The sequence below is a fragment of the Saccharothrix longispora genome (assembly GCF_031455225.1).
Lineage (GTDB): Bacteria > Actinomycetota > Actinomycetes > Mycobacteriales > Pseudonocardiaceae > Actinosynnema > Actinosynnema longispora.
Map to the genome: position 1 here is coordinate 3768175 of NZ_JAVDSG010000001.1, position 17730 is coordinate 3785904.

General features: G+C 74.2%; 14 protein-coding genes. 8 read left to right on the plus strand and 6 right to left on the minus strand.

Translation table 11 applies throughout. The annotated features are described in order from the left end of the window. Window positions 1-237 precede the first annotated feature (237 nt). The gene (locus J2S66_RS15065) at window positions 238-1653 is read left to right on the plus strand and encodes a cytochrome P450 (protein WP_310307677.1); all 1416 of its coding nucleotides are present in this window, start codon (window positions 238-240) and stop codon (window positions 1651-1653) included. Between the two features lie 141 nt (window positions 1654-1794). Beyond that, window positions 1795-3384, plus strand: a complete 1590-nt coding sequence (locus tag J2S66_RS15070) for a carboxylesterase/lipase family protein (RefSeq protein ID WP_310307678.1) — start codon at window positions 1795-1797, stop codon at window positions 3382-3384. Window positions 3385-3408: 24 nt separating this feature from the next. Here the strand turns inward: J2S66_RS15070 and J2S66_RS15075 are convergent, their stop codons facing one another. The 3 genes from J2S66_RS15075 to J2S66_RS15085 are packed head-to-tail and all read right to left on the minus strand — an operon-like array spanning window position 3409 to window position 6436. After that, the gene (locus J2S66_RS15075) at window positions 3409-3588 is read right to left on the minus strand and encodes an MbtH family protein (protein ID WP_310307679.1); all 180 of its coding nucleotides are present in this window, start codon (window positions 3586-3588) and stop codon (window positions 3409-3411) included. Next, window positions 3585-4937 (minus strand): cation:proton antiporter, encoded by a 1353-nt coding sequence (locus J2S66_RS15080; RefSeq protein ID WP_310307680.1) that lies wholly within the window; start codon window positions 4935-4937, stop codon window positions 3585-3587. Before J2S66_RS15080 ends, J2S66_RS15075 begins: the two co-directional genes overlap by 4 nt. After that, window positions 4934-6436 (minus strand): NDP-hexose 2,3-dehydratase family protein, encoded by a 1503-nt coding sequence (locus J2S66_RS15085; protein ID WP_310307681.1) that lies wholly within the window; start codon window positions 6434-6436, stop codon window positions 4934-4936. The genes J2S66_RS15080 and J2S66_RS15085 overlap by 4 nt, the downstream gene beginning before the upstream one ends. Before the next feature lie 194 nt (window positions 6437-6630). Between J2S66_RS15085 and J2S66_RS15090 the strand changes: the two genes are divergently transcribed. The 6 genes from J2S66_RS15090 (at window position 6631) to J2S66_RS15115 (ending at window position 12609) form a co-directional block, all read left to right on the plus strand. Then, window positions 6631-7743 carry a DegT/DnrJ/EryC1/StrS family aminotransferase gene (locus J2S66_RS15090; RefSeq protein ID WP_310314797.1) on the plus strand — a complete coding sequence of 371 codons (1113 nt, stop codon included), beginning with the start codon at window positions 6631-6633 and terminating at the stop codon, window positions 7741-7743. Between the two features lie 12 nt (window positions 7744-7755). After that, on the plus strand, window positions 7756-8358 hold the full coding sequence (locus J2S66_RS15095) for a dTDP-4-dehydrorhamnose 3,5-epimerase family protein (protein ID WP_310307682.1): 603 nt from the start codon (window positions 7756-7758) through the stop codon (window positions 8356-8358). Further along, the gene (locus tag J2S66_RS15100) at window positions 8355-9338 is read left to right on the plus strand and encodes an NAD-dependent epimerase/dehydratase family protein (RefSeq protein WP_310307683.1); all 984 of its coding nucleotides are present in this window, start codon (window positions 8355-8357) and stop codon (window positions 9336-9338) included. The genes J2S66_RS15095 and J2S66_RS15100 overlap by 4 nt, the downstream gene beginning before the upstream one ends. A 350-nt stretch (window positions 9339-9688) precedes the next feature. Next, window positions 9689-11056 carry a zinc metalloprotease gene (locus J2S66_RS15105; protein ID WP_310307684.1) on the plus strand — a complete coding sequence of 456 codons (1368 nt, stop codon included), beginning with the start codon at window positions 9689-9691 and terminating at the stop codon, window positions 11054-11056. Window positions 11057-11123: 67 nt separating this feature from the next. Then, window positions 11124-12257, plus strand: a complete 1134-nt coding sequence (locus J2S66_RS15110) for a winged helix DNA-binding domain-containing protein (RefSeq protein ID WP_310307685.1) — start codon at window positions 11124-11126, stop codon at window positions 12255-12257. Between the two features lie 19 nt (window positions 12258-12276). Continuing rightward, window positions 12277-12609, plus strand: coding sequence for a hypothetical protein (locus J2S66_RS15115; RefSeq protein WP_310307686.1), 333 nt, complete (start codon window positions 12277-12279; stop codon window positions 12607-12609). 43 nt (window positions 12610-12652) lie between these two features. Here J2S66_RS15115 and J2S66_RS15120 read toward each other — a convergent pair whose 3' ends face one another. From J2S66_RS15120 to J2S66_RS15130, 3 genes are read right to left on the minus strand one after another with little or no spacing between them, the layout of a single operon-like run. Beyond that, window positions 12653-15013: an ABC transporter ATP-binding protein/permease gene (locus J2S66_RS15120; RefSeq protein WP_310307688.1), complete on the minus strand. Its 2361-nt coding sequence runs from the start codon at window positions 15011-15013 to the stop codon at window positions 12653-12655. Further along, entirely contained in the window at window positions 15010-15993 is a 984-nt protein-coding gene (locus J2S66_RS15125; RefSeq protein WP_310307689.1) for an ABC transporter permease, read from the minus strand. The genes J2S66_RS15120 and J2S66_RS15125 overlap by 4 nt, the downstream gene beginning before the upstream one ends. Continuing rightward, entirely contained in the window at window positions 15990-17537 is a 1548-nt protein-coding gene (locus J2S66_RS15130) for an ABC transporter substrate-binding protein (protein WP_310307690.1), read from the minus strand. Before J2S66_RS15130 ends, J2S66_RS15125 begins: the two co-directional genes overlap by 4 nt. Between the last annotated feature and the right edge of the window lie 193 nt (window positions 17538-17730).

Sequence of the window (17730 nt, forward strand, 5' to 3'; positions counted from 1 at the left end):
GGGCGGTATGACGGCCGAGCCGACGACATGACCGGTTCGGCGGAACGAATCCGGTCCGCGCCCCGACAGGCACGTGACGAAACCCTCAACCGATTACGCGAATCAGCGACGGCATCACTCAACCGGTGGAGTGCTGGGTGACGTAACGCGAGGCTGAAGACCCAACCCCTTCGGCATGCCGAATCCCTTGCGCGGCGCACCGCGGCACGACCCGCGACGACCAGGAGGTCGACTCACATGACAGCGCACGGCGATCAGACCCGCACCGAGAACCGCGGGCTCGTGGAGATGGGCTCGGACCACTGGTTGGACGCGCTGCTGGGGCACACCCCCCGGCGTCCGGCCCCGTTGGCCGCACCGCCCGCGGGCAGCGCCCTCGAACCGGTTCCCGGCGACCGGGGCCTGCCGTTCATCGGGATGGGGGTGCACACCGTGCGCTACGGCCCTGCGTTCCTGCTGGCGCTGATGCGCCGCCACGGCCCGGTCTCGTGGTGGCAGGCGTTCGGCCGCAAGGTCGTCGCGGTGTCCGGGCCCGAGGCCGTGCAGGTGGTGCTGGCCAACAGGGACAAGGCGTTCGCCAGCGGCTGGCCCGCGGTGATCGGCCCCTGGTTCGACGGCGGTCTGCTGGCGATGAACGCGCCGGGACACCTCGCCGACCGCCGCCTCGTGCAGACCGCCTACGGCGAGGAGGCGTTGGACGGGTACCTGCGCGCGATGGCCGAGGACGTGGAGGAGCGCTTGGACCGGTGGCCGGTCGGGCGCCGGTTCCGCCTGGTCGACGCGACACGGGAGCTGTCCGGGCAGATCACCACGCGGGCGTTCCTGGGCGTGCCCCACGAGGGCGTCGGGCGGAAGGTGGTGGACGCGGTGGAGGAGTGCATCCGCGCCGAGACCGCGCTGGCCAGGGTGCGGCTCCCCGGCACGCTGTGGCACCGGGCGCACCGCGCCCGCACGTGGCTCGTCCGGTACCTGCACCAGGCGCTGCCCGACGCGCGCGCCCGCGCGGGCGAGGACTTCCTCTCGGTGCTGAGCCGCGTCGACGGGTTCACCGATCGGCAAGTCGCGCTCCACGCGCTGTTCACGGTGATCGCCTCGCACGACACGACCACCGCGGCCACGCTCGCCTCGGTCTACTTCCTCGGCAAGCACCCGGTGTGGCAGGAGCGCGCCCGCGCGGAGTCCGCGGGGGTGGTGTCACGGGACGCCGCGGGCGTGGACCGGCTCACCACCTTGGACCTGGTGGTCAGGGAGAGCATCCGGCTGGTGTCGCCGTCGCCGATCCTCATGCGGGTGGCGGTGAAGGACACCGACGTGCTGGGCCACCACATCCCGGCAGGGCAGCTGGTATCGGTGTGCACGGGGGTCAACCAGCTGATGCCGGAGCTGTGGTCGCGACCCGACCGGTTCGACCCCGGGCGCTTCGACGAGGACCGCGCCGAGGACCGCGGCCACCGGCTGGCCTGGGCGCCCTTCGGCTGGGGCGCGCACAAGTGCATCGGGATGAGGCTGGGGATGCTGAAGGTCAAGGCGACCCTGGACGCGCTGCTGCGCCGCTACGAGTGGAGCTACCCGGAGTCCTACGAGGCACCATGGCGGTTCACCTCGCTGCCCGCACCCGCCGACGGTTTGCCCACGGTGCTGCGCAGGATCTGACCGTCCAATAAAGACTCGATAACCGGGGGCCTCGTCGGCGAGTGGATTTTCGTTGCTCCGCCCCACTTTCGGCCCTTGGTCCCGCTGGCGCCCTGTGCCATGGTGGGGTGGGCCACGGAGACCTGCCGATGGGAGAGCGCGATGTGGCGTCGACGGCTGCTGGTCTTGCTCGGCGTGACGGGACTGGTGTTGGGGACGGGTCAGGCGATCGCGGGCCCGGTCGACCGGGCGGACGTGGTCCGCACCGACGCGGGGCCCGTGCGGGGGGTGGTCGAGCGGGACGCGCGGCTCTTCCAGGGCATCCCGTTCGCCGCGCCGCCGGTCGGCGAGCTGCGGTGGCGCCCGCCGCAGCCGGTGCGGCCGTGGCTCGAGCCGCTGGACGCGGGCACACCGGGCAACGCGTGCGCCCAGCCCTCGGACTTCGGCCTGCCGGAGAGCTTCGTCGAGGACTGCCTGTACCTCAACGTCACCACGCCCCGGCGCGGACGCGGGCTGCCGGTCATGGTGTGGATCCACGGCGGCTCGTTCACGACCGGCGCGGGCGCCGTCTACGACGCCCGCGCCCTCGCCACCCGGGGTGACGTCGTCGTGGTGACCGTCAACTACCGCCTCGGTCCGTTCGGCTTCCTGGCCCTGCCGTCGCTGACCGCCGAGTCCCGCGGGTCGCAGTCGGGCAGCTACGGCATCCAGGACCAGCAGGCCGCGCTGCGCTGGGTGCAGCGCAACGCCGCCGCGTTCGGCGGCGACCCGCGCAACGTGACGATCTTCGGCGGCTCCGCCGGCGGGGCGAGCGTGTGCGTGAACCTGACCTCGCCGACGGCGGCGGGCCTGTTCCACCGGGCCATCGTCCAGAGCTTCAGTTGCGCGAGCGGGCTGGCCACCAAGCAGCAGGCCGAGGCCGCCGGCACCGAGCTGGCCACCCGCTTCGGCTGCCCCGACCCGGCCACCGCCGCGGCCTGCATGCGCGGCAAGCCGGTCCGCGAGCTGACCCTGTCCTGGCCGGGCGGCTTCCCGGTGGTCGGGAGTCGCGAACTGCCCCTGCACCTGCCGGAGGCGCTGCGCCGCGACCGCTTCAACCACGTACCGCTGATCATGGGCAACACCCTCGACGAGATGCGCCTCTACATCGGCCTGGAGTTCGAGGCCAGGGGCAACCCGGTCACCCCGCGGATCTTCGAGGAGCGCGTCCGCGAGGTGTTCGGCGCCGCGGCCGACCGGGTGCTCGCCCGGTACCCCCTGTCGGACTTCCCGTCCCCCGCCATCGCCCTGTCCACCGTGGTCACCCACGCGGGCAACACGCTCGCGACCTGCGACCACCTCGCCGGCTACCGGCTGGCCGCGGCCCGACCGCGCCCCGTACCGGTCTACGCGTACCAGTTCGCCGATCGCACGGCCCCGGTGCCGGTGGACATCCCGGGCTTCGACGAGGGTGCCATGCACGCCACCGAACTCCCCTACCTGTTCACCGGAGTCTTCGGCGCCCCCTTGACCGAGGGCCAACGCGGCCTGTCGAACACGATGATCGACTACTGGACCACCTTCGCCCGCACCGGTGACCCCAACCGCGACGGCCTGCCCCGGTGGCTCCGCCACCGCCCCGGGACCGGCGCCGACGTCCTGACCCTGGACGTCCCGACGGGAGGCGGCATCCGCCCCACCGACGTGGCGGGGCAGAGCGACTGCGCCTTCTGGAACTCGATCGGCTTCGGCAACGGCTCGGACCGGCCGTAGTGGCGCCACGTCCCGGTCGCGCCGTCAGCGGCGCACCGCGGTCCAGTGGTCGTCCACGTAGGTGTCGCAGGCCGTCCTCGGAGCGGGCCCCAGGACGGTCCGCCACCCGGCGGGAACGGGGGTGGCGGCGGGCCACAGGCTGTGCTCGCCGCGGTCGTTGAGCAGGACCAGGAACGGGCCGTCGCCGTCGAAAGGGCTTGTCACACCGGCACCTCGTGGGGTTTCGGGACGCGGCCGCGCACCAGTGGGCCGGTGGCCGCCGTGGTCAGCAGGGCCACCAGGACCAGGATGGTGAAGGCCGCCTCGTTGATGAGGCCGTGCTGCAGGCCGATGGACACCACGACCAGTTCCGTGACGCCCCGGCAGTTCATCAGGGCGCCCAGGGTGAGGGCGTCCCCCGCGGACCAGCCGGCGGCCAGTGCGCCGCCGGCGGCCCCGACGACCTTGGAGGCGGTGGCGGTCAGGAGCAGCACCAGCAGTGCCCACCACATCCCGACGTCGCCGCCGAAGAGGCCGAAGGCCGTCTTGAGGCCGATGCCGGCGAAGAACAGCGGCAGCAGGACGGAGACCGCGAAGCCCTGGAGCTGCTCCCCCACCGCCGTGATCAGCGCGCTGTCGCGGGGCACGGCCAGGCCGAAGAGGAACGCGCCGATGACCGGGTGCAGGCCGACGACCTCGCTGAGCGCCGACCAGGTGACCGCGCCGACCACCAGCACCGGCAGCATGACGGCTTCGGGCTTCGGGCGGTCGCGCAGGAGCCGGTCCAGGGCCGCGAGGGCCGGTCGCGCGCACAGGGCCGTGGCCACGACCAGCGCGACCGCCGTGGCAGCCTTGGCCGGCACGGCGCCCGCCCCGCCGCCGTCGGTCAGCGTCAGCACGACCGCCAGCGCCGACCAGGCCACGGCGTCGCCGATCGCGGCGCAGGCGATGGCCACGGTGCCGATCCCGGTGGTCCGGGTGCCGGAGTCCAGGAGGATGCGCGCCAGCACGGGCAGCGCGGTGATCGACAGGGCGATGCCGAAGAACAGGACGTAGGGCGGGAGCGGTTCGCCGGCGGGCAGGAAGGCGTCCCGCCACAGCCACGCCATCAGCGCCCCGGTGGCGAAGGGCACGGCGATCGAGCCGGCCACGACCAGGCCGACGACCCGTTCGCTGCCGGCGACGCGTTCGAGCCTCAGTTCCGCGCCGAGCAGGAACATGAACGTCACCACGCCGAGCTGGGCGGCCATCGCGAGGCCGTCGGTGACCTCGGGGGTGAACAGCGCCCGCTGCCCGTCGGGCCACGCGGCGCCCAGGGCGGAGGGGCCGACCAGCAGGCCGCCGGCGATCTCGCCCACGACGGGCGGCTGGCCCAGGCGCGCGAACAGCAGGCCGAGGAGGTGGCTCACGGCGAGGACCAGGCCGACGGCGGCCAGGAAGCGGGCCACGGAGGTGACGCCGTCGCCGACCTGCGGGCCGAGCAGGGCCAGGGCGCCCGCCAGGGCGGCGGCCCCGACCAGCGGTCCGACCCGGTGCCGCCACCCGGCCGCCCGCGAGGGCCGGGAGGGTGTCATCGCGGCCCGCCGGCGGGGGTGGGCGGGAACGCCGGGGCCAGGTGCGGGAGGGTCTGCACGCAGGCGATGAGGCTGCGCAGCTCCACGGTCAGGTAGTTGCTGTGGACGAGCAGGGCGCAGAGCTGCCCGAGCGGCAGCCAGCGGTAGGAGCCGGGCAGCGCCGTCGGGAAGTCGTCGCCGACCTCGACGACGACGTACCGGTTGCTGGCGTCGAGGAACCGGCCGCCCTCCTCGGACTGCATCACGTCGTAGCGGATCGCGGCGGGGTCGGCGGCGAGGACGGCGTCCAGGAACGGCGGGATCTGCTCGGGCGGGAGGCCCCGGTAGTTGTCCGGGGTGCAGTGCACGGAGGCGGCCAGCTCGACCCCGTTGAGGGAGCCGGCGTCCAGCCTGGCCTGCACGAGCACGTCGAGCGAGCCGCGCGTGCGGCGCACCAGCAGCGCCAGCAGGCCGCTGCCCACGGGGGCGATCAGCGGTTGGCACCAGGAGGTGACCTCGCGCGACCCGGTGCTCACGTCGACGCCCACGACCGTGAAGAACCGGCCGCTGTCGTGCTCGATGCGGTCCGGGCCGCGCCGCCAGCCGTGGTTCGCGCCCCGGTTGAGCGGGATGCGCGCCTGGAGGAACTCGCGGCGGGCGCGCTGGTCGGTCACCCAGCTCAGCACCTCCGCCGCGCCGCGCGGGTCGTGCTCCCGGAAGGACTCCAGCACGGCCGCCCCGAAGTCGTCGGTGTCGAACCCGTCGCCGTCGCCGTCACCGTCGGGGTCGGGGTCCGCGGCGGCGGCGGCGATCTCCGCGACGGGCAGGCAGGACAGCACGGTGCGGGCGTCCATGTTCACCACGTCGTCGCGGTGCAGCAGCCGCCGGATCTGGCCGAGGGTCAGCCAGCGGAACCGGTCGTCGTGCTCGACCGGCGCGGTCGTCTCCACGACCATGTTGCGGTTGCGCTTGTGCAGGAACCACGCGTTCTGCTCGGACTGGAGCACGTCGACGAGCACGCCCGACGACCGGTCGCGCAGGAAGTGCTCCAGGTGCGGGATGGAGGCGCCGCGGTGCACGCCGGTGTAGTTGCTGCGGGTCGCCTGCACGGTCGGCGAGAGCTGGACGACGGTGACGTTGCCCGGCTCGAACTTCGCCTGCATCAGGAAGTGCAGGACGCCGTCGAACTCCTTGACCAGCAGCCCGAGGACGCCGATCTCGGGCTGCACGATGATCGGCTGCACCCAGGTGTCGGTGTCGGCGGTGACCTTGACGGCCTCGACGGTGAAGAACTTGCCGCTGTCGTGGCCGAGGTTGCCGGTGTCCTCGGCGAAGTGCCAGCCGCGCAGCTCCGCGAAGGGCACGCGGCGGACGACCGCGGCGCACTCGGTCCGCTGTCGCTCCAGCCACGCGTCGACGTCCGCGTTCGGGGTGAGCGGGCTGTCCGCGCGGCGGGCCGAGCGCAACAGCCGCCGGCCGGTGTCCACCCCCGCGGACGGTCCGGTGCCGTGGGCGGTCATGCGCACCTCCGTTCGTGCTCGACCCCGTTCCGCGGAACGGTCCCGGGACGGGTCTCGGGGACGGGCACCGCATTGTGCGGTCAGGGAGGTCGGCCGGCGCTGCTCAGAATTGACCGTCACGGCCGGGTCGTCGCGGTGCACACTCGGCGGGCCCCGGGCGTCCCGGTGGCGCTGCCGGACCGGGAGACGTGACGATGGCAACCCTGGTGTGGGACTACCTGGCGGAGTGGGAAGACGAGCGCGCGGACATCATGGACGCCGTCGAGACGGTGTTCTCGTCGGGCCGGCTGGTGCTCGGCCCGAGCGTGGCCGGGTTCGAGCGCGAGTTCGCCGACTACCACGGCGCGGCCCACTGCGCGGGTGTGGACAACGGGACGAACGCGCTGGTGCTGGCGCTGCGGGCGCTGGGCGTCGGTCCCGGTGACGAGGTGGTGACGGTGTCGAACACGGCCGCGCCCACGGTCGTGGCGATCGACGCGGTCGGCGCGGTGCCGAAGTTCGTCGACGTGCACCCCGACACCTACCTGATGGACACCGACCAGGTGGCGGGGGTGCTCACCGAGCGCACGCGCTGCCTGCTGCCGGTGCACCTGTACGGCCAGTGCGCCGACCTGGACCCGCTGACCGAGCTGGCGCGCCGGCACGGGCTGGCGCTGCTGGAGGACTGCGCGCAGGCGCACGGCGCGCGGCGGCACGGGAGGATCGCCGGGACGACCGGCGACGCGGCGGCGTTCTCGTTCTACCCGACCAAGGTGCTGGGCGCCTACGGCGACGGCGGCGCGGTGGTCACCTCCGACGACGAGGTGGACGCCCGCCTGCGGCGGCTGCGGTACTACGGCATGGCCGAGAAGTACTACGTGGTGGAGACGCCCGGCCACAACAGCCGCCTGGACGAGGTGCAGGCGGAGATCCTGCGCCGCAAGCTGCGGCGCCTCGACGGGTACCTGGCGGCCCGCCGCGAGGTGGCCCGGCGCTACGCCGAGGGGCTCGCCGACACCGACCTGGTGCTGCCCGCCGTGGCCGACGGCAACGACCACGTGTACTACCTCTACGTGGTCCGCCACCCCCGCCGGGACGAGGTCCTGGAGGCGCTCAAGGCGCACGACGTGCACCTGAACGTCAGCTACCCGTGGCCGGTGCACACCATGAGCGGTTTCCGGCACCTGGGGTGGGCGCCCGGTTCCCTCCCGGTGACCGAGCGGCTCGCCGGGGAGATCTTCTCGCTGCCCATGTACGCCGGGCTGGCGCCGGACGTGCAGGACCGGGTCATCGACGCGGTGCGCTCGGTCCTGGCCGAACTGTCCTGATTGGAGCGTTCCGTGAAAGCACGCGGGCTCGCCGTCGACGGCGCGTTCGAGTTCACCCCGAACACCTTCCCCGACGAGCGGGGGCTGTTCACCTCCCCCTTCCAGGAGGCGGCGTTCACCGAGGCCACCGGGCACCGGCTGTTCACCCCGGCGCAGACCAACCACAGCCGGTCGCGGGCCGGCGTCGTGCGCGGCGTGCACTTCACCACCACCCCGCCGGGGTGCGCCAAGTACGTGTACTGCCCGCGCGGCGCCGCCCTGGACTTCGTGGTCGACCTGCGGGTCGGCTCACCCACGTTCGGGCAGTGGGACGTGGTCCGCGTCGACCCGGTGGACTTCCGCGCCGTGTACTTCCCGGTGGGCCTGGGGCACGCGTTCGTGGCGCTGGAGGACGACACGGTGATGTCCTACCTGGTGTCGTCGGCGTACGTGGCGGAGCACGAGCTGGCGGTGCACCCGCTGGACCCGGCGCTGGGCCTGGAGCTGCCCGACGACCTCGAACCGCTGCTGTCGGACCGGGACGCCGTCGCGCCGACCCTGGCCGAGGCCGGGGCGGCGGGCCTGCTGCCCCGGTACGAGGAGTGCCTGCGGCTGGACCGGGAGCTGACCGCGTGAGCGCGCGGGCGGTGGTCCTGGGCGGCACGGGGTTCATCGGCTCGGCGGTGCTGCACGCGCTGGCGCGCGACGGCCTGGCCGTGCGCGCGGTCGCCACCCGGCCGACCCCGCCGCCGCCGGGCGCGACGGCGTTCGAGGCCGTGGTGCTGGACCTGACGGCGCCGGGCGCGCTGGCCGGGGTGGTGGCCGACGCGGACGTGGTGGTGTACGCGCTGGCCCACCGGTCGGGTTCGGGCTCGTGGCGGGCCGCGGACGGCGACGCCGCGGCCGAGCGGGTCAACACCGGGTTGGTGCTCGACCTGGTCGACGTCCTGTCGGCGCGGGGCGGCCCGCCGCCGGTGGTGCTGTACGCGGGGACCAAGAGCCAGCTCGGGGACACCGACCGGGTCCGCATCGACGGTTCGGAGACCGACCGGCCGCGCACCCCGTACGGCCGGCAGAAGCTGGCCGCCGAGCTGGCGCTGACGGCGGCGGACGCGGACGGCGTGCTGCGGGCGGTCTCGCTGCGGCTGCCCACCACCTACGGCCACGTGCCGGGGTCGGGCGCGGTCGACCGGGGCGTGGTGTCGGCGATGGCGCGGCGCGCGCTGGCGGGCGAGCCGATCACCATGTGGCACGACGGGACGGTGCGGCGGGACCTGCTGCACGTCGCGGACGCGGCGGAGGCGTTCCGCCTGGCGCTGCACCACGTCGACCGCCTGGCGGGCCGGCACTGGGTCATCGGCACCGGCCGCAGCGCGCCCCTGGGCGAGGTGTTCCGGGAGGTCGCCGGCCTGGTGGCCGAGCTGACCGGGCGGGAGCCCGTGCCGGTGCGCTCGGTGCCCCCGCCGGGCGAGGTCGACCCCGGTGACCTGGAGAGCGTGGAGTTCGACGCCTCGGCGTTCACCGCCGTCACCGGGTGGCGGCCGCGCGTCCGGGCGGACGAGGGGTTGCGGGACACCGTGGCGCGGCTGGTGGCCGACGGCGCGGCGCACCGGTAGCGGAGTCGCGGGAGGAACGGACGGCGCGGCGGGAGAACCCGTCGCGCCGTTCGGCGTGCGCGCGGCAAGTCGTTGCGGGACAACGAAGTGCGCGATCCGCGAGTGCTCAACGTTGCGCAGACCGGGCCCGGTGGCGGGCAGCAGGATTCTCCTCACAGCACAGAGCGAGGGGAGGTGACCACACATGAAGAAGCTCGTCGTCCGCCGCCTGGAGACCGTCAAGACCAGCGCCGCGACCTCCTGCTCGGTCGTCGTCGCCTGACGACACCCGGCAGCAGCCGAATGACGACCGGCGGGTCGGCGCGTGCGCCGACCCGCCGGTTCCCAACGGAGGAGAAAGGACCGCACCGATGCCCGGTTACCCGCCCGACTCGGTGATCACCGTGCTGCCGTACTCGCATCGGCGCGAGGCCGACTCCGCGGTCATCGGCGACGTCGACCGCCAGGTCTTCCTGAGCATCCCCCCGGAGGGCCTCGACGTGCTGGAGTGGTTCGCCGAGGGCTGCACGCCCGCCGAGGCGAGCCGCCGCTACGAGGCGAAGCACGGCGAGACCGCCGACCTCGACGACTTCATCGACGCGATGGTCGCCGAGGGCTTCATCACCGTGGACGGCGCGACCGGGGACGAGGCGGCGAGGACCGTCACGGCCACCGCCGCCGCCGGCACCGCGACCGGCGCCTCGGGCGCCGCCGCACCGGCCGGGGACCCGGCGCCGGGCCTGCGCTGGAAGAGCCACATGGAGTGGATCAGCCAGAAGACCGCGCGGCGGATCTTCTCGACCCCCGTCCTCGTGCTCGCCGGCCTGGTCATCGCCGCCGGCGTGCTGACCGCCGTGCTGAACCCGGGCATCATCCCCGGCGCCACGGTGCTGCTGTTCCCCGAGCACTTCGCCCTGCTCACCTGGGCGACCATGGCGATCATGATCGTGGGCATCTACATCCATGAGGTGGCGCACCTGGTGGCGGCCCGCGCGGCCGGGGTGCCCGCGCGCATCGGGATCGGTAGCAGGCTCTACATCCTGGTCGCCGAGACCGACATGAGCGGCATCTGGCTGGCGTCCAAGAAGGAGCGCTACGTCGCGTTCCTGTCCGGGCCCATCGTGGACGGCGTGTTCGGCTCGATCGCGATCATCCTGCTCAAGCTGATGGAGACCGGGGCCCTGTCGGTGCCCCAGGAGATCCAGTGGCTCACCGCGGCGGCGCTGTGGACCTACTTCGGCCGGCTGCTGTGGCAGTGCTTCTTCTTCATGCACACCGATTTCTACTACGTGATCACGACCGCGATCGGGACCCGGAACCTGATCAAGGACACCGAGAAGTGGATGCTCAACGGCCTGCGCAGGCTGTGGCGCTCCCCCAAGCGCGAGGACCTGTCCGACCTGAGCCCGCGCGAGATGAAGTCGGTGCGCTGGTACTCGGCGGTGTACCTGCTGGGCCGCGGCGTCACGATCGCCTCGCTGTTCGCGATCACCCTGCCCGTGCTGATCGGCTACCTGTCGCAGGCGTTCCTGTTCGCCACCGGCCAGGACAGCCGGATCAACTCGTTCGACTTCGCCACCATCGTGCTGGTGGCGGTGCTGCTCGACGGCGGCGGCCTGTTCGTGTCCACCCGCAACCTGCTCCGCAGGCGGCGCGCCCGCCGCGCGGAGCAGGCGCTGCACGGTGAGCGGCTGGCCGCGGCGCAGACGGCGGCGCGGGCGGGCGCGGTCGGCTCCTGACCACCCCCGCGGTGCGGGACGGGTTACCGTACCCGGGACACGACCCGCACTGTGGAGGCATGGACACGTGACCGCGGCCGGCATCACGACCCGAGAACTCAACCGCGCCCTGCTGGCACGCCAAGGACTCCTGGAACCGATCGACGACTCGGTCCCGGGAGTCCTCGCGCGTGTGGGGGCGGTGCAGGCGCAGAGCTGGCCCGCGGTCCCCGTCGCGGTGTGGACCAGGACCGCCGACCTCGCCCCGGAGGCGTTCCTCGGCGCGGTGGAGCGCGGCGAACTGCTGCTCGCGACGCTGCTGCGCGGCACGCTGCACGTGGTGGCCGCCGAGCAGTACCCGGCGTACGCGGCGGTCACCGCCCTCACCGGCGCGGCCGACTGGCGGCGCAAGACCGAGGGGCCTGCGCCGCTGATGGACCGCCTGGTGGCCGAGCTGCGCGAGCACACCGCCGAGCGGGCCCGCACGGCCGACGAGGTGTGCGCGTTCATCGAGGCGTTCCTGGAGCGGCACCCCGACGCCACCACGGACGAGGAGATCGCGTTCCAGCGGCAGTACAAGTGGCGCCCCTTCCGGGGCGTGCCCGCGTTCGTGCGGGCCCCGGCCGACGGGGAGTGGGGCACGAAGGCCCCGGAGGCGCTGCGCGCCGCTCCCCCGGCCGCCGAGGACCAGGAGGCCGCCCTGGCGGAGGTGATCAGGGCGCACCTGCGCGCGTTCGGCCCCGCGGCGGCGGACGACGTGGCCACGTGGATCGGGCACCGAACCCCGCCCGTGCGCGACGCCCTCGCCGGCATGGACGACCTCGTCACGTTCTCCGAGGACGGCCGCCGCGTGCTGTACGACCTGCCCGACGCGCCCCGGCCGGACGCGGACGCGCCCGCGCCGGTGAAGCTGCTGCCCGCCTTCGACAGCACGCTGCTGGCGTACCGGAGCACCCACCGGGAGCGCATCCTGCCCGCCGCGCACAAGGACGTCGTGTACGCGAAGTCCAACCTCCAGATCAAGCCGACCTTCCTGGTCGACGGCCTGGTGGCGGGCATGTGGTCGATCGCGGTCAAGCGGCGGGTGGCCACCGTCGCGCTGCGCCCGCTGGAGAAGCTGTCCGCGGCGGACCGCGAGGCGCTGGAGGCGGAGGCGGTGCGGCTGGCCCGGTTCGCCCAGCCCGAAGCCAAGGACCACGCGGTCGTCGTGGAGGAGGGCTGACCACGGGCATGATGGGCTGATGGCACCGGCGGCGCGCACGGGGTGGGACGGTCTCGCACTGGTCGCGGGCCTGCTGGGCGCCACGGCGGGGGGCGGCTACCTGTGGCTGATCGGACGGCAGGGGAACGACCCCGTGGTCTGGTTCCCCACCGCGCTGGTCGTCGGCGTGCTCCTCGCGGTCTACGGCGCGGCGACGGCCGCCCCCGCGCGGACCGCCGCGCTCGCGGTGTCCGGCACGGTCCTGGTCGTGCTGGGGCTCGTGGGCATCTTCTCCGTCGGCCTGCCCGTCCTCGCCGCGGGTGTGCTCGTCCTGACCGCCGGCGCCCGGTCGCGCCGCCGGGTGCGCCCGTAGGGCACCGGCCCGGGCACCGGCCTGCCCAGGCCACCGGCGGTCCTCAGGCCATCGCGGGCCGGGGCCGGAGCACCGGCCTGCCGTCGACCATCTCGTGCACCTCGCCGCCGACCCGGCGCACCACCGCCGGGTCGTGGGTGACCACGAGCAGGGTGAGCCCGCGCTCCTCGCGCAGCTCGGAGAGCAGGTCGACCACGCTCGCCGCGACCGCGCGGTCCAGGGCGCTGGTCACCTCGTCGCACAGCAGCACGTCCGGGTCGGCGGCCAGGGCGCGGGCGATGGCGACCCGCTGGCGCTCGCCACCGGACAGGGCGGCGGGCAGCGAGTCGGCGTGCCGCTCGGTGAGGCCGACCCGGCGCAGCAGCCCGACCACCTCGCCGGTCACCGCCTCGTCGTCGGCGCACAGGCCGAACTGCTCCAGCGGCCGGGCGACGATGCGGCGCACGGTGTGCCGCGGGTTGAGCGAGTCGTAGGGGTTCTGCGGGACGAGCTGCACCCGGCGGAGCTGCTCGGCGTCGCGGCCGGCCACCAGCGGGGCCAGCGGCACGCCGTCGAGCAGGACGCCGCCCTCCGCGGGGGCCATGAGGCCCGCGACGACGCGCAGCAGGGTGGTCTTGCCGCAGCCGGAGGGCCCGACGAGGCAGGCGCTGCCGCCGGCCGGGGCCCGCAGCGACGCCCGGTCCAGCACGACCCCGACGCCGCGCCGGTGGACGGTGACCCCGGAGACCACGAGCAGGTCGGGCGCCCCCTCGGGCGGTTCCCGGCGCAGCGGGGCGTCCTCGGCGACCACGAGCTGCCTGGTGGCGGGGTGCGTCGGCGCGGTGAGCACCCGCGCGGCCGGCCCGGTCTCCACGACCCGGCCGCCGTCGACCACGGCGAGCCGGTCGGCGGCGGTCGCCAGCGCGGGCAGGTCGTGGGACACCAGCACGGCGGCGGCGCCGGAGACCCGGCACAGCTCGACGAACTCGGCGAGCAGCCGGTCGGCGTTGTCCGCGTCCAGGGCGCTGGTCGGCTCGTCCAGGACGACGACCGCCGGGCGGTGGGTGAGCGCGATGGCCAGCGCGAGGCGCTGGAGCTGACCGCCGGACATCTGGTGCGGACGGCGGTCCAGGAACGCGTCGTCGTCCGGCAGGTTCGCCCGGCGCAGCGCGGCCCTCGACAGGCCGTCGACCTCGGCCCGGGCCACGCCCCTGGCCCGCAGCACCTCGGCCAGCTGGGCGCGCACCCGCAGGTGCGACGGCAGGGCGGTGCGCGGGTCCTGGGCGACGTAGGCCGCGTGCCGGGCGCGCAGCAGGCGCAGCGCCCGGCCGGAGCGCGCCCCCAGGTCGTGCCCGGCGACCCGGGTGACGCCGCCGACGTGGACGAGGCCGGGGCGCAGGTGGCCGAGCAGGGCCAGGGCGATGGTGGTCTTGCCGCTGCCGGACGCGCCGACCAGGCCCAGCACCTCGCCCGGCCGCACGGCCAGGTCCACGCCGTCCACGACGACGCGGCCGGTGGCCGCCGCGGCGACGCGCAGGTCCACCACCTCGGCGGCGGACACCGGTCGGGGGTCGTCGGAGACGGGGCGCGCCACCCGCGCGCGGCGGGGTGGCCGGCGCGGTGAGCGGTCGACGGCCAGGCGGTCGGCCAAGGCGCTGGACAGGCTCAGCAGCACGACCAGCGCGATCACCGGAGCCAGCACGGCGAGCGGCTGCAACGCCAGGCCGCCCCGGTTCTCGAAGATCATCAACGCCCAGTCTGCGGTCGGCGGCTGCACCCCGAGGCCGAGGAAGCTCGCCGTGGCCACCGCGTACACCGCGGCGACGAACCGCACGCCGAGGTCGGCGGCCAGCACGGGACCGAGGTTGGGCAGCACCTCGCGCACGAGCACGGACCGGCCGGGCTCGCCGCGCGCCACCGCCACCTCGACGTAGTCGCGGACCAGCGCGCCGGCGGTCGCGGTGCGCACCACGCGGACGATGTCGGGCAGCAGGACGACGGTGATCGCCACCGCCGCGCCGCCCGTGCCGCGGCCGACGCCCGTGACGATCACGGTGAGCAGCACGATCGCGGGCAGGCCCATCAGCACGTCCGCGGTGCGCATGACGGTGTGGTCCACCCAGCCGCCCCGGTGCGCGGCGAGCATCCCGGCCGCCGTGGCGAGGGCGTAGGTGACCACCAGCACGGCCAGCGCCACGAGCACCAGCGTCCGGCCACCGTGCAGCAGCCTGCTCAGCACGTCCGCGCCCAGGTAGTCGGTGCCCAGCGGGTGCCCGGGCGCCGAGGGGGCGAACGGGAACGACACCGACTCGTCGGGCGCGTGCGGAGCCAGCAGCGGACCGAGCACGGCCACCAGCAGCACCAGGCCCAGGGGCACGACGAGGCCCCACGGCACCCGCGTGCCGCGCCGCGTCTGCGACGTCACCGGGTCACCCCCCGTTTCGGGTCGAGCAGGACGGCGAGCACGTCGCCGAGGAGGTTGAGCAGGACGGTCACCGCCGCCGCGACCAGCGCCACCGCCTGCACCACCGGGACGTCGCGCCCGGCCGAGGCGGTGACCAGGGCCGAGGCGAGCCCCGGGTAGCCGAACATCGTCTCGGCGATCAACGCGCCGCCGAGCAGGAACCCCGCGTAGCGGCAGAAGATCGGCAGGGCCGGCGGCAGCGCCGAGGGCAGCACGTAGCGCAGGACGACCCGGTGCTCGGGCACGCCGTTGAGCCGGGCGTTCTCCGCCGCGTCCCCCGCGGACACCTCCCGCACGCCCGCGCGCACCAGCCGCACGTTGTGGGCCAGGCACACGGCGAGCAGCGTGACCACCGGCAGCACCAGGATCTCCGGGGAGTCCAGCGGCTGCTGCCCCGGCGGCACGAACGACACCGCGGGCAGCACGCCCAGCTGCACGGCGAACACCACCACCAGCACCGTGCCGATGACGAACTCGGGCACCGACACCAGTCCCAGCGTCGCGCCCGACACGATCCGGTCGGCGGCGCGGCCGGCGCGCAGCGCGGACCACACGCCGAGGCCGATCGCCAGCGGCACCAGCAGCACCACGGCGAGCCCGCCGAGCAGGGCGGTGTTGCCCGCCCGCTCGGCGATCACGTCGGAGACCGGGCGGTGGCTGACGTAGGACACGCCGAAGTCGCCGCCCACCGCGCCCCACAGCCAGTCGAGGTAGCGCACCACCGCCGGGCGGTCGAGGCCCAGCTCGGTGCGCATCGCGACCACCGAGGCCGGGTCGGAGTCGGGGCCGAGCGCGGCGGTGGCGGCGTCGCCGGGGGCCAGCTCGGTCGCGGTGAACACGATCGCCGACACCGCCAGCAGCACCCCGACCCCGGCCACCAGCCGGAGGGCGACGAACCGGGGCAACCCCCCGGCCCGCCGCACCGCCACCTCCGCGGTCATGCCAGGAACGCGTCGCGGAAGCTGGGGAAACCGGGGTAGCCCAACGACTTCACGCCGTTGACCTTCGGGGTGCCCGCCGAGCAGATCGGCGCGCGGGCCCACACCAGGTCGCCGCCCTCCTCGCTGAGCAGCTCCTGGAGGTCGCCCATCGAGGTGCGCCGCTGCTCCTCGGTGACGGCGGTGCGCACCGAGGCGGCGAGCTGGTCGACCTTCTCCCCCGCCAGGCCGGTGAACGGCAGCAGCGCGTCGGAGCCGTAGAAGAACAGCACGTCCAGCGGCAGGGGCCGGGGCTTGCGGTTGGCCGACTGGAACTGCGCGCCGATGAACACCTTGTAGTCGGCGAGGAAGTCTGCGGCGGGCACCTTGTCCAGTTCGATGGTGATGCCGGCGGCCTTGGCGTGCTCGGCGAACGCGACGGCGCCCTCGGTGAGGCCGTACTCGTAGTCACTGGTGCGGATCTTGAGCTTCAGGTCCGACATGCCGGCGTCCTTGAGCAGCTTCTTGGCGCGCTCCGGGTCGTACTCGCGCTGCGGCAGGTCCTCCGCGTAGTACGGCAGGTGCTTGCCGAACAGGTCGTTGCCCAGCTCGCCGAAGCCGAGGGTGACGTTGTCGACCATCTTCTGCCGGTCGACCGCGTACCGCAGGGCCTGGGTGATCCGCGGGTCGGTGAAGGGCTCCTTGGTGCGCTTCATGGACGCGCCGAAGTTCGCCCACTCCCACTTGGGCGGCACGAACAGCTTCACGTCGGCGTTGTCGCGCTCCACGCGCGCCGAGGTCAGCGGGATGCTGGCGGCGTAGTCGAGCTGCCCGGCCTTGAGGGCGTTGAGCCGCGCCTCCGGGTCGGCGATGGACAGCAGCTCCAGCTCGTCGAGGTACGGGCCGCCCTCGGGGCGCCAGTAGTTCGGGTTGCGCTTGAGCAGGCCGCCCTTGCCCGGCTCCAGCCGGTCCACGGTGAACGGGCCGGAGCCGATGGCCTTGTCGAAGTCGGTCGTGTCCTTGGAGAACACGAACACGCCCTGGGTGAGGGCGAGGTCGAGGAAGCCGTGCGGGCGCAGCATCGGCAGCACGAGGGTGCGGTCGTCCTGGCGCTTGGCGTTGGCCAGGTCGATGTCCATCAGCAGCGGCGCGGTGTTGGACTGCTGGTCGACGTAGGTGCGCAGCGTGTGCAGCACGTCCTCGGACGTCATGGTGCGCCCGTCGTGGAACGTGATGCCCTCGCGGAGCCTGATGGTCCACTGGCTGCCGTCGGCGTTGGGCGCGATCTCCTCGGCGAGCACGAGGGTCGGCTTGCCGTCGGCGTCGATGTCGCACAGCACGTCGTAGACCACGCGCGTGCGGACGTAGTCGATCGGCGTGTTGGTGGACTTCAGGATGTTGGCGGTCTCGTTGCTGCCGCCGATGAACGCGGCCCGCATCCGACCGCCGCGCTTGGGCTCGACCGAGGGCGCCGTGCTCTGCGCCAGCGGTCCCGCGCCGGACCCGCCGCACGCCGCGAGGGCACCCGGCAGCGTCGCGGCGAGCGACACACCGGCGAACCCGCGCAACAAGGCTCGCCGGTTAAAACCACGACCGTCCGACATGGACATCGCACCTCCTGATCCAGAGCAGGGTCGCGCTCGGCGACCGTCGGCGGCACGCTAGTGGCCGGCGCGCGCGGGCGACTGCTCAGAAGTAGGCATCCGGGACGACCCGTGATGCGCAGTTCGGCACAGACAGGCGCGGGTGGCGGCTGCGATC

What these genes read in the sequence shown, in the direction of transcription:
- J2S66_RS15125 (WP_310307689.1), bottom strand. Translation starts at nt 15,993, where the DNA reads ATGACCGCGGAGGTGGCGGTGCGGCGGGCCGGGGGGTTGCCCCGGTTC.
- J2S66_RS15065 (WP_310307677.1), top strand. Translation starts at nt 238, where the DNA reads ATGACAGCGCACGGCGATCAGACCCGCACCGAGAACCGCGGGCTCGTG.
- J2S66_RS15115 (WP_310307686.1), top strand. Translation starts at nt 12,277, where the DNA reads ATGGCACCGGCGGCGCGCACGGGGTGGGACGGTCTCGCACTGGTCGCG.
- J2S66_RS15070 (WP_310307678.1), top strand. Translation starts at nt 1,795, where the DNA reads ATGTGGCGTCGACGGCTGCTGGTCTTGCTCGGCGTGACGGGACTGGTG.
- J2S66_RS15080 (WP_310307680.1), bottom strand. Translation starts at nt 4,937, where the DNA reads ATGACACCCTCCCGGCCCTCGCGGGCGGCCGGGTGGCGGCACCGGGTC.
- J2S66_RS15090 (WP_310314797.1), top strand. Translation starts at nt 6,631, where the DNA reads ATGGCAACCCTGGTGTGGGACTACCTGGCGGAGTGGGAAGACGAGCGC.
- J2S66_RS15085 (WP_310307681.1), bottom strand. Translation starts at nt 6,436, where the DNA reads ATGACCGCCCACGGCACCGGACCGTCCGCGGGGGTGGACACCGGCCGG.
- J2S66_RS15105 (WP_310307684.1), top strand. Translation starts at nt 9,689, where the DNA reads ATGCCCGGTTACCCGCCCGACTCGGTGATCACCGTGCTGCCGTACTCG.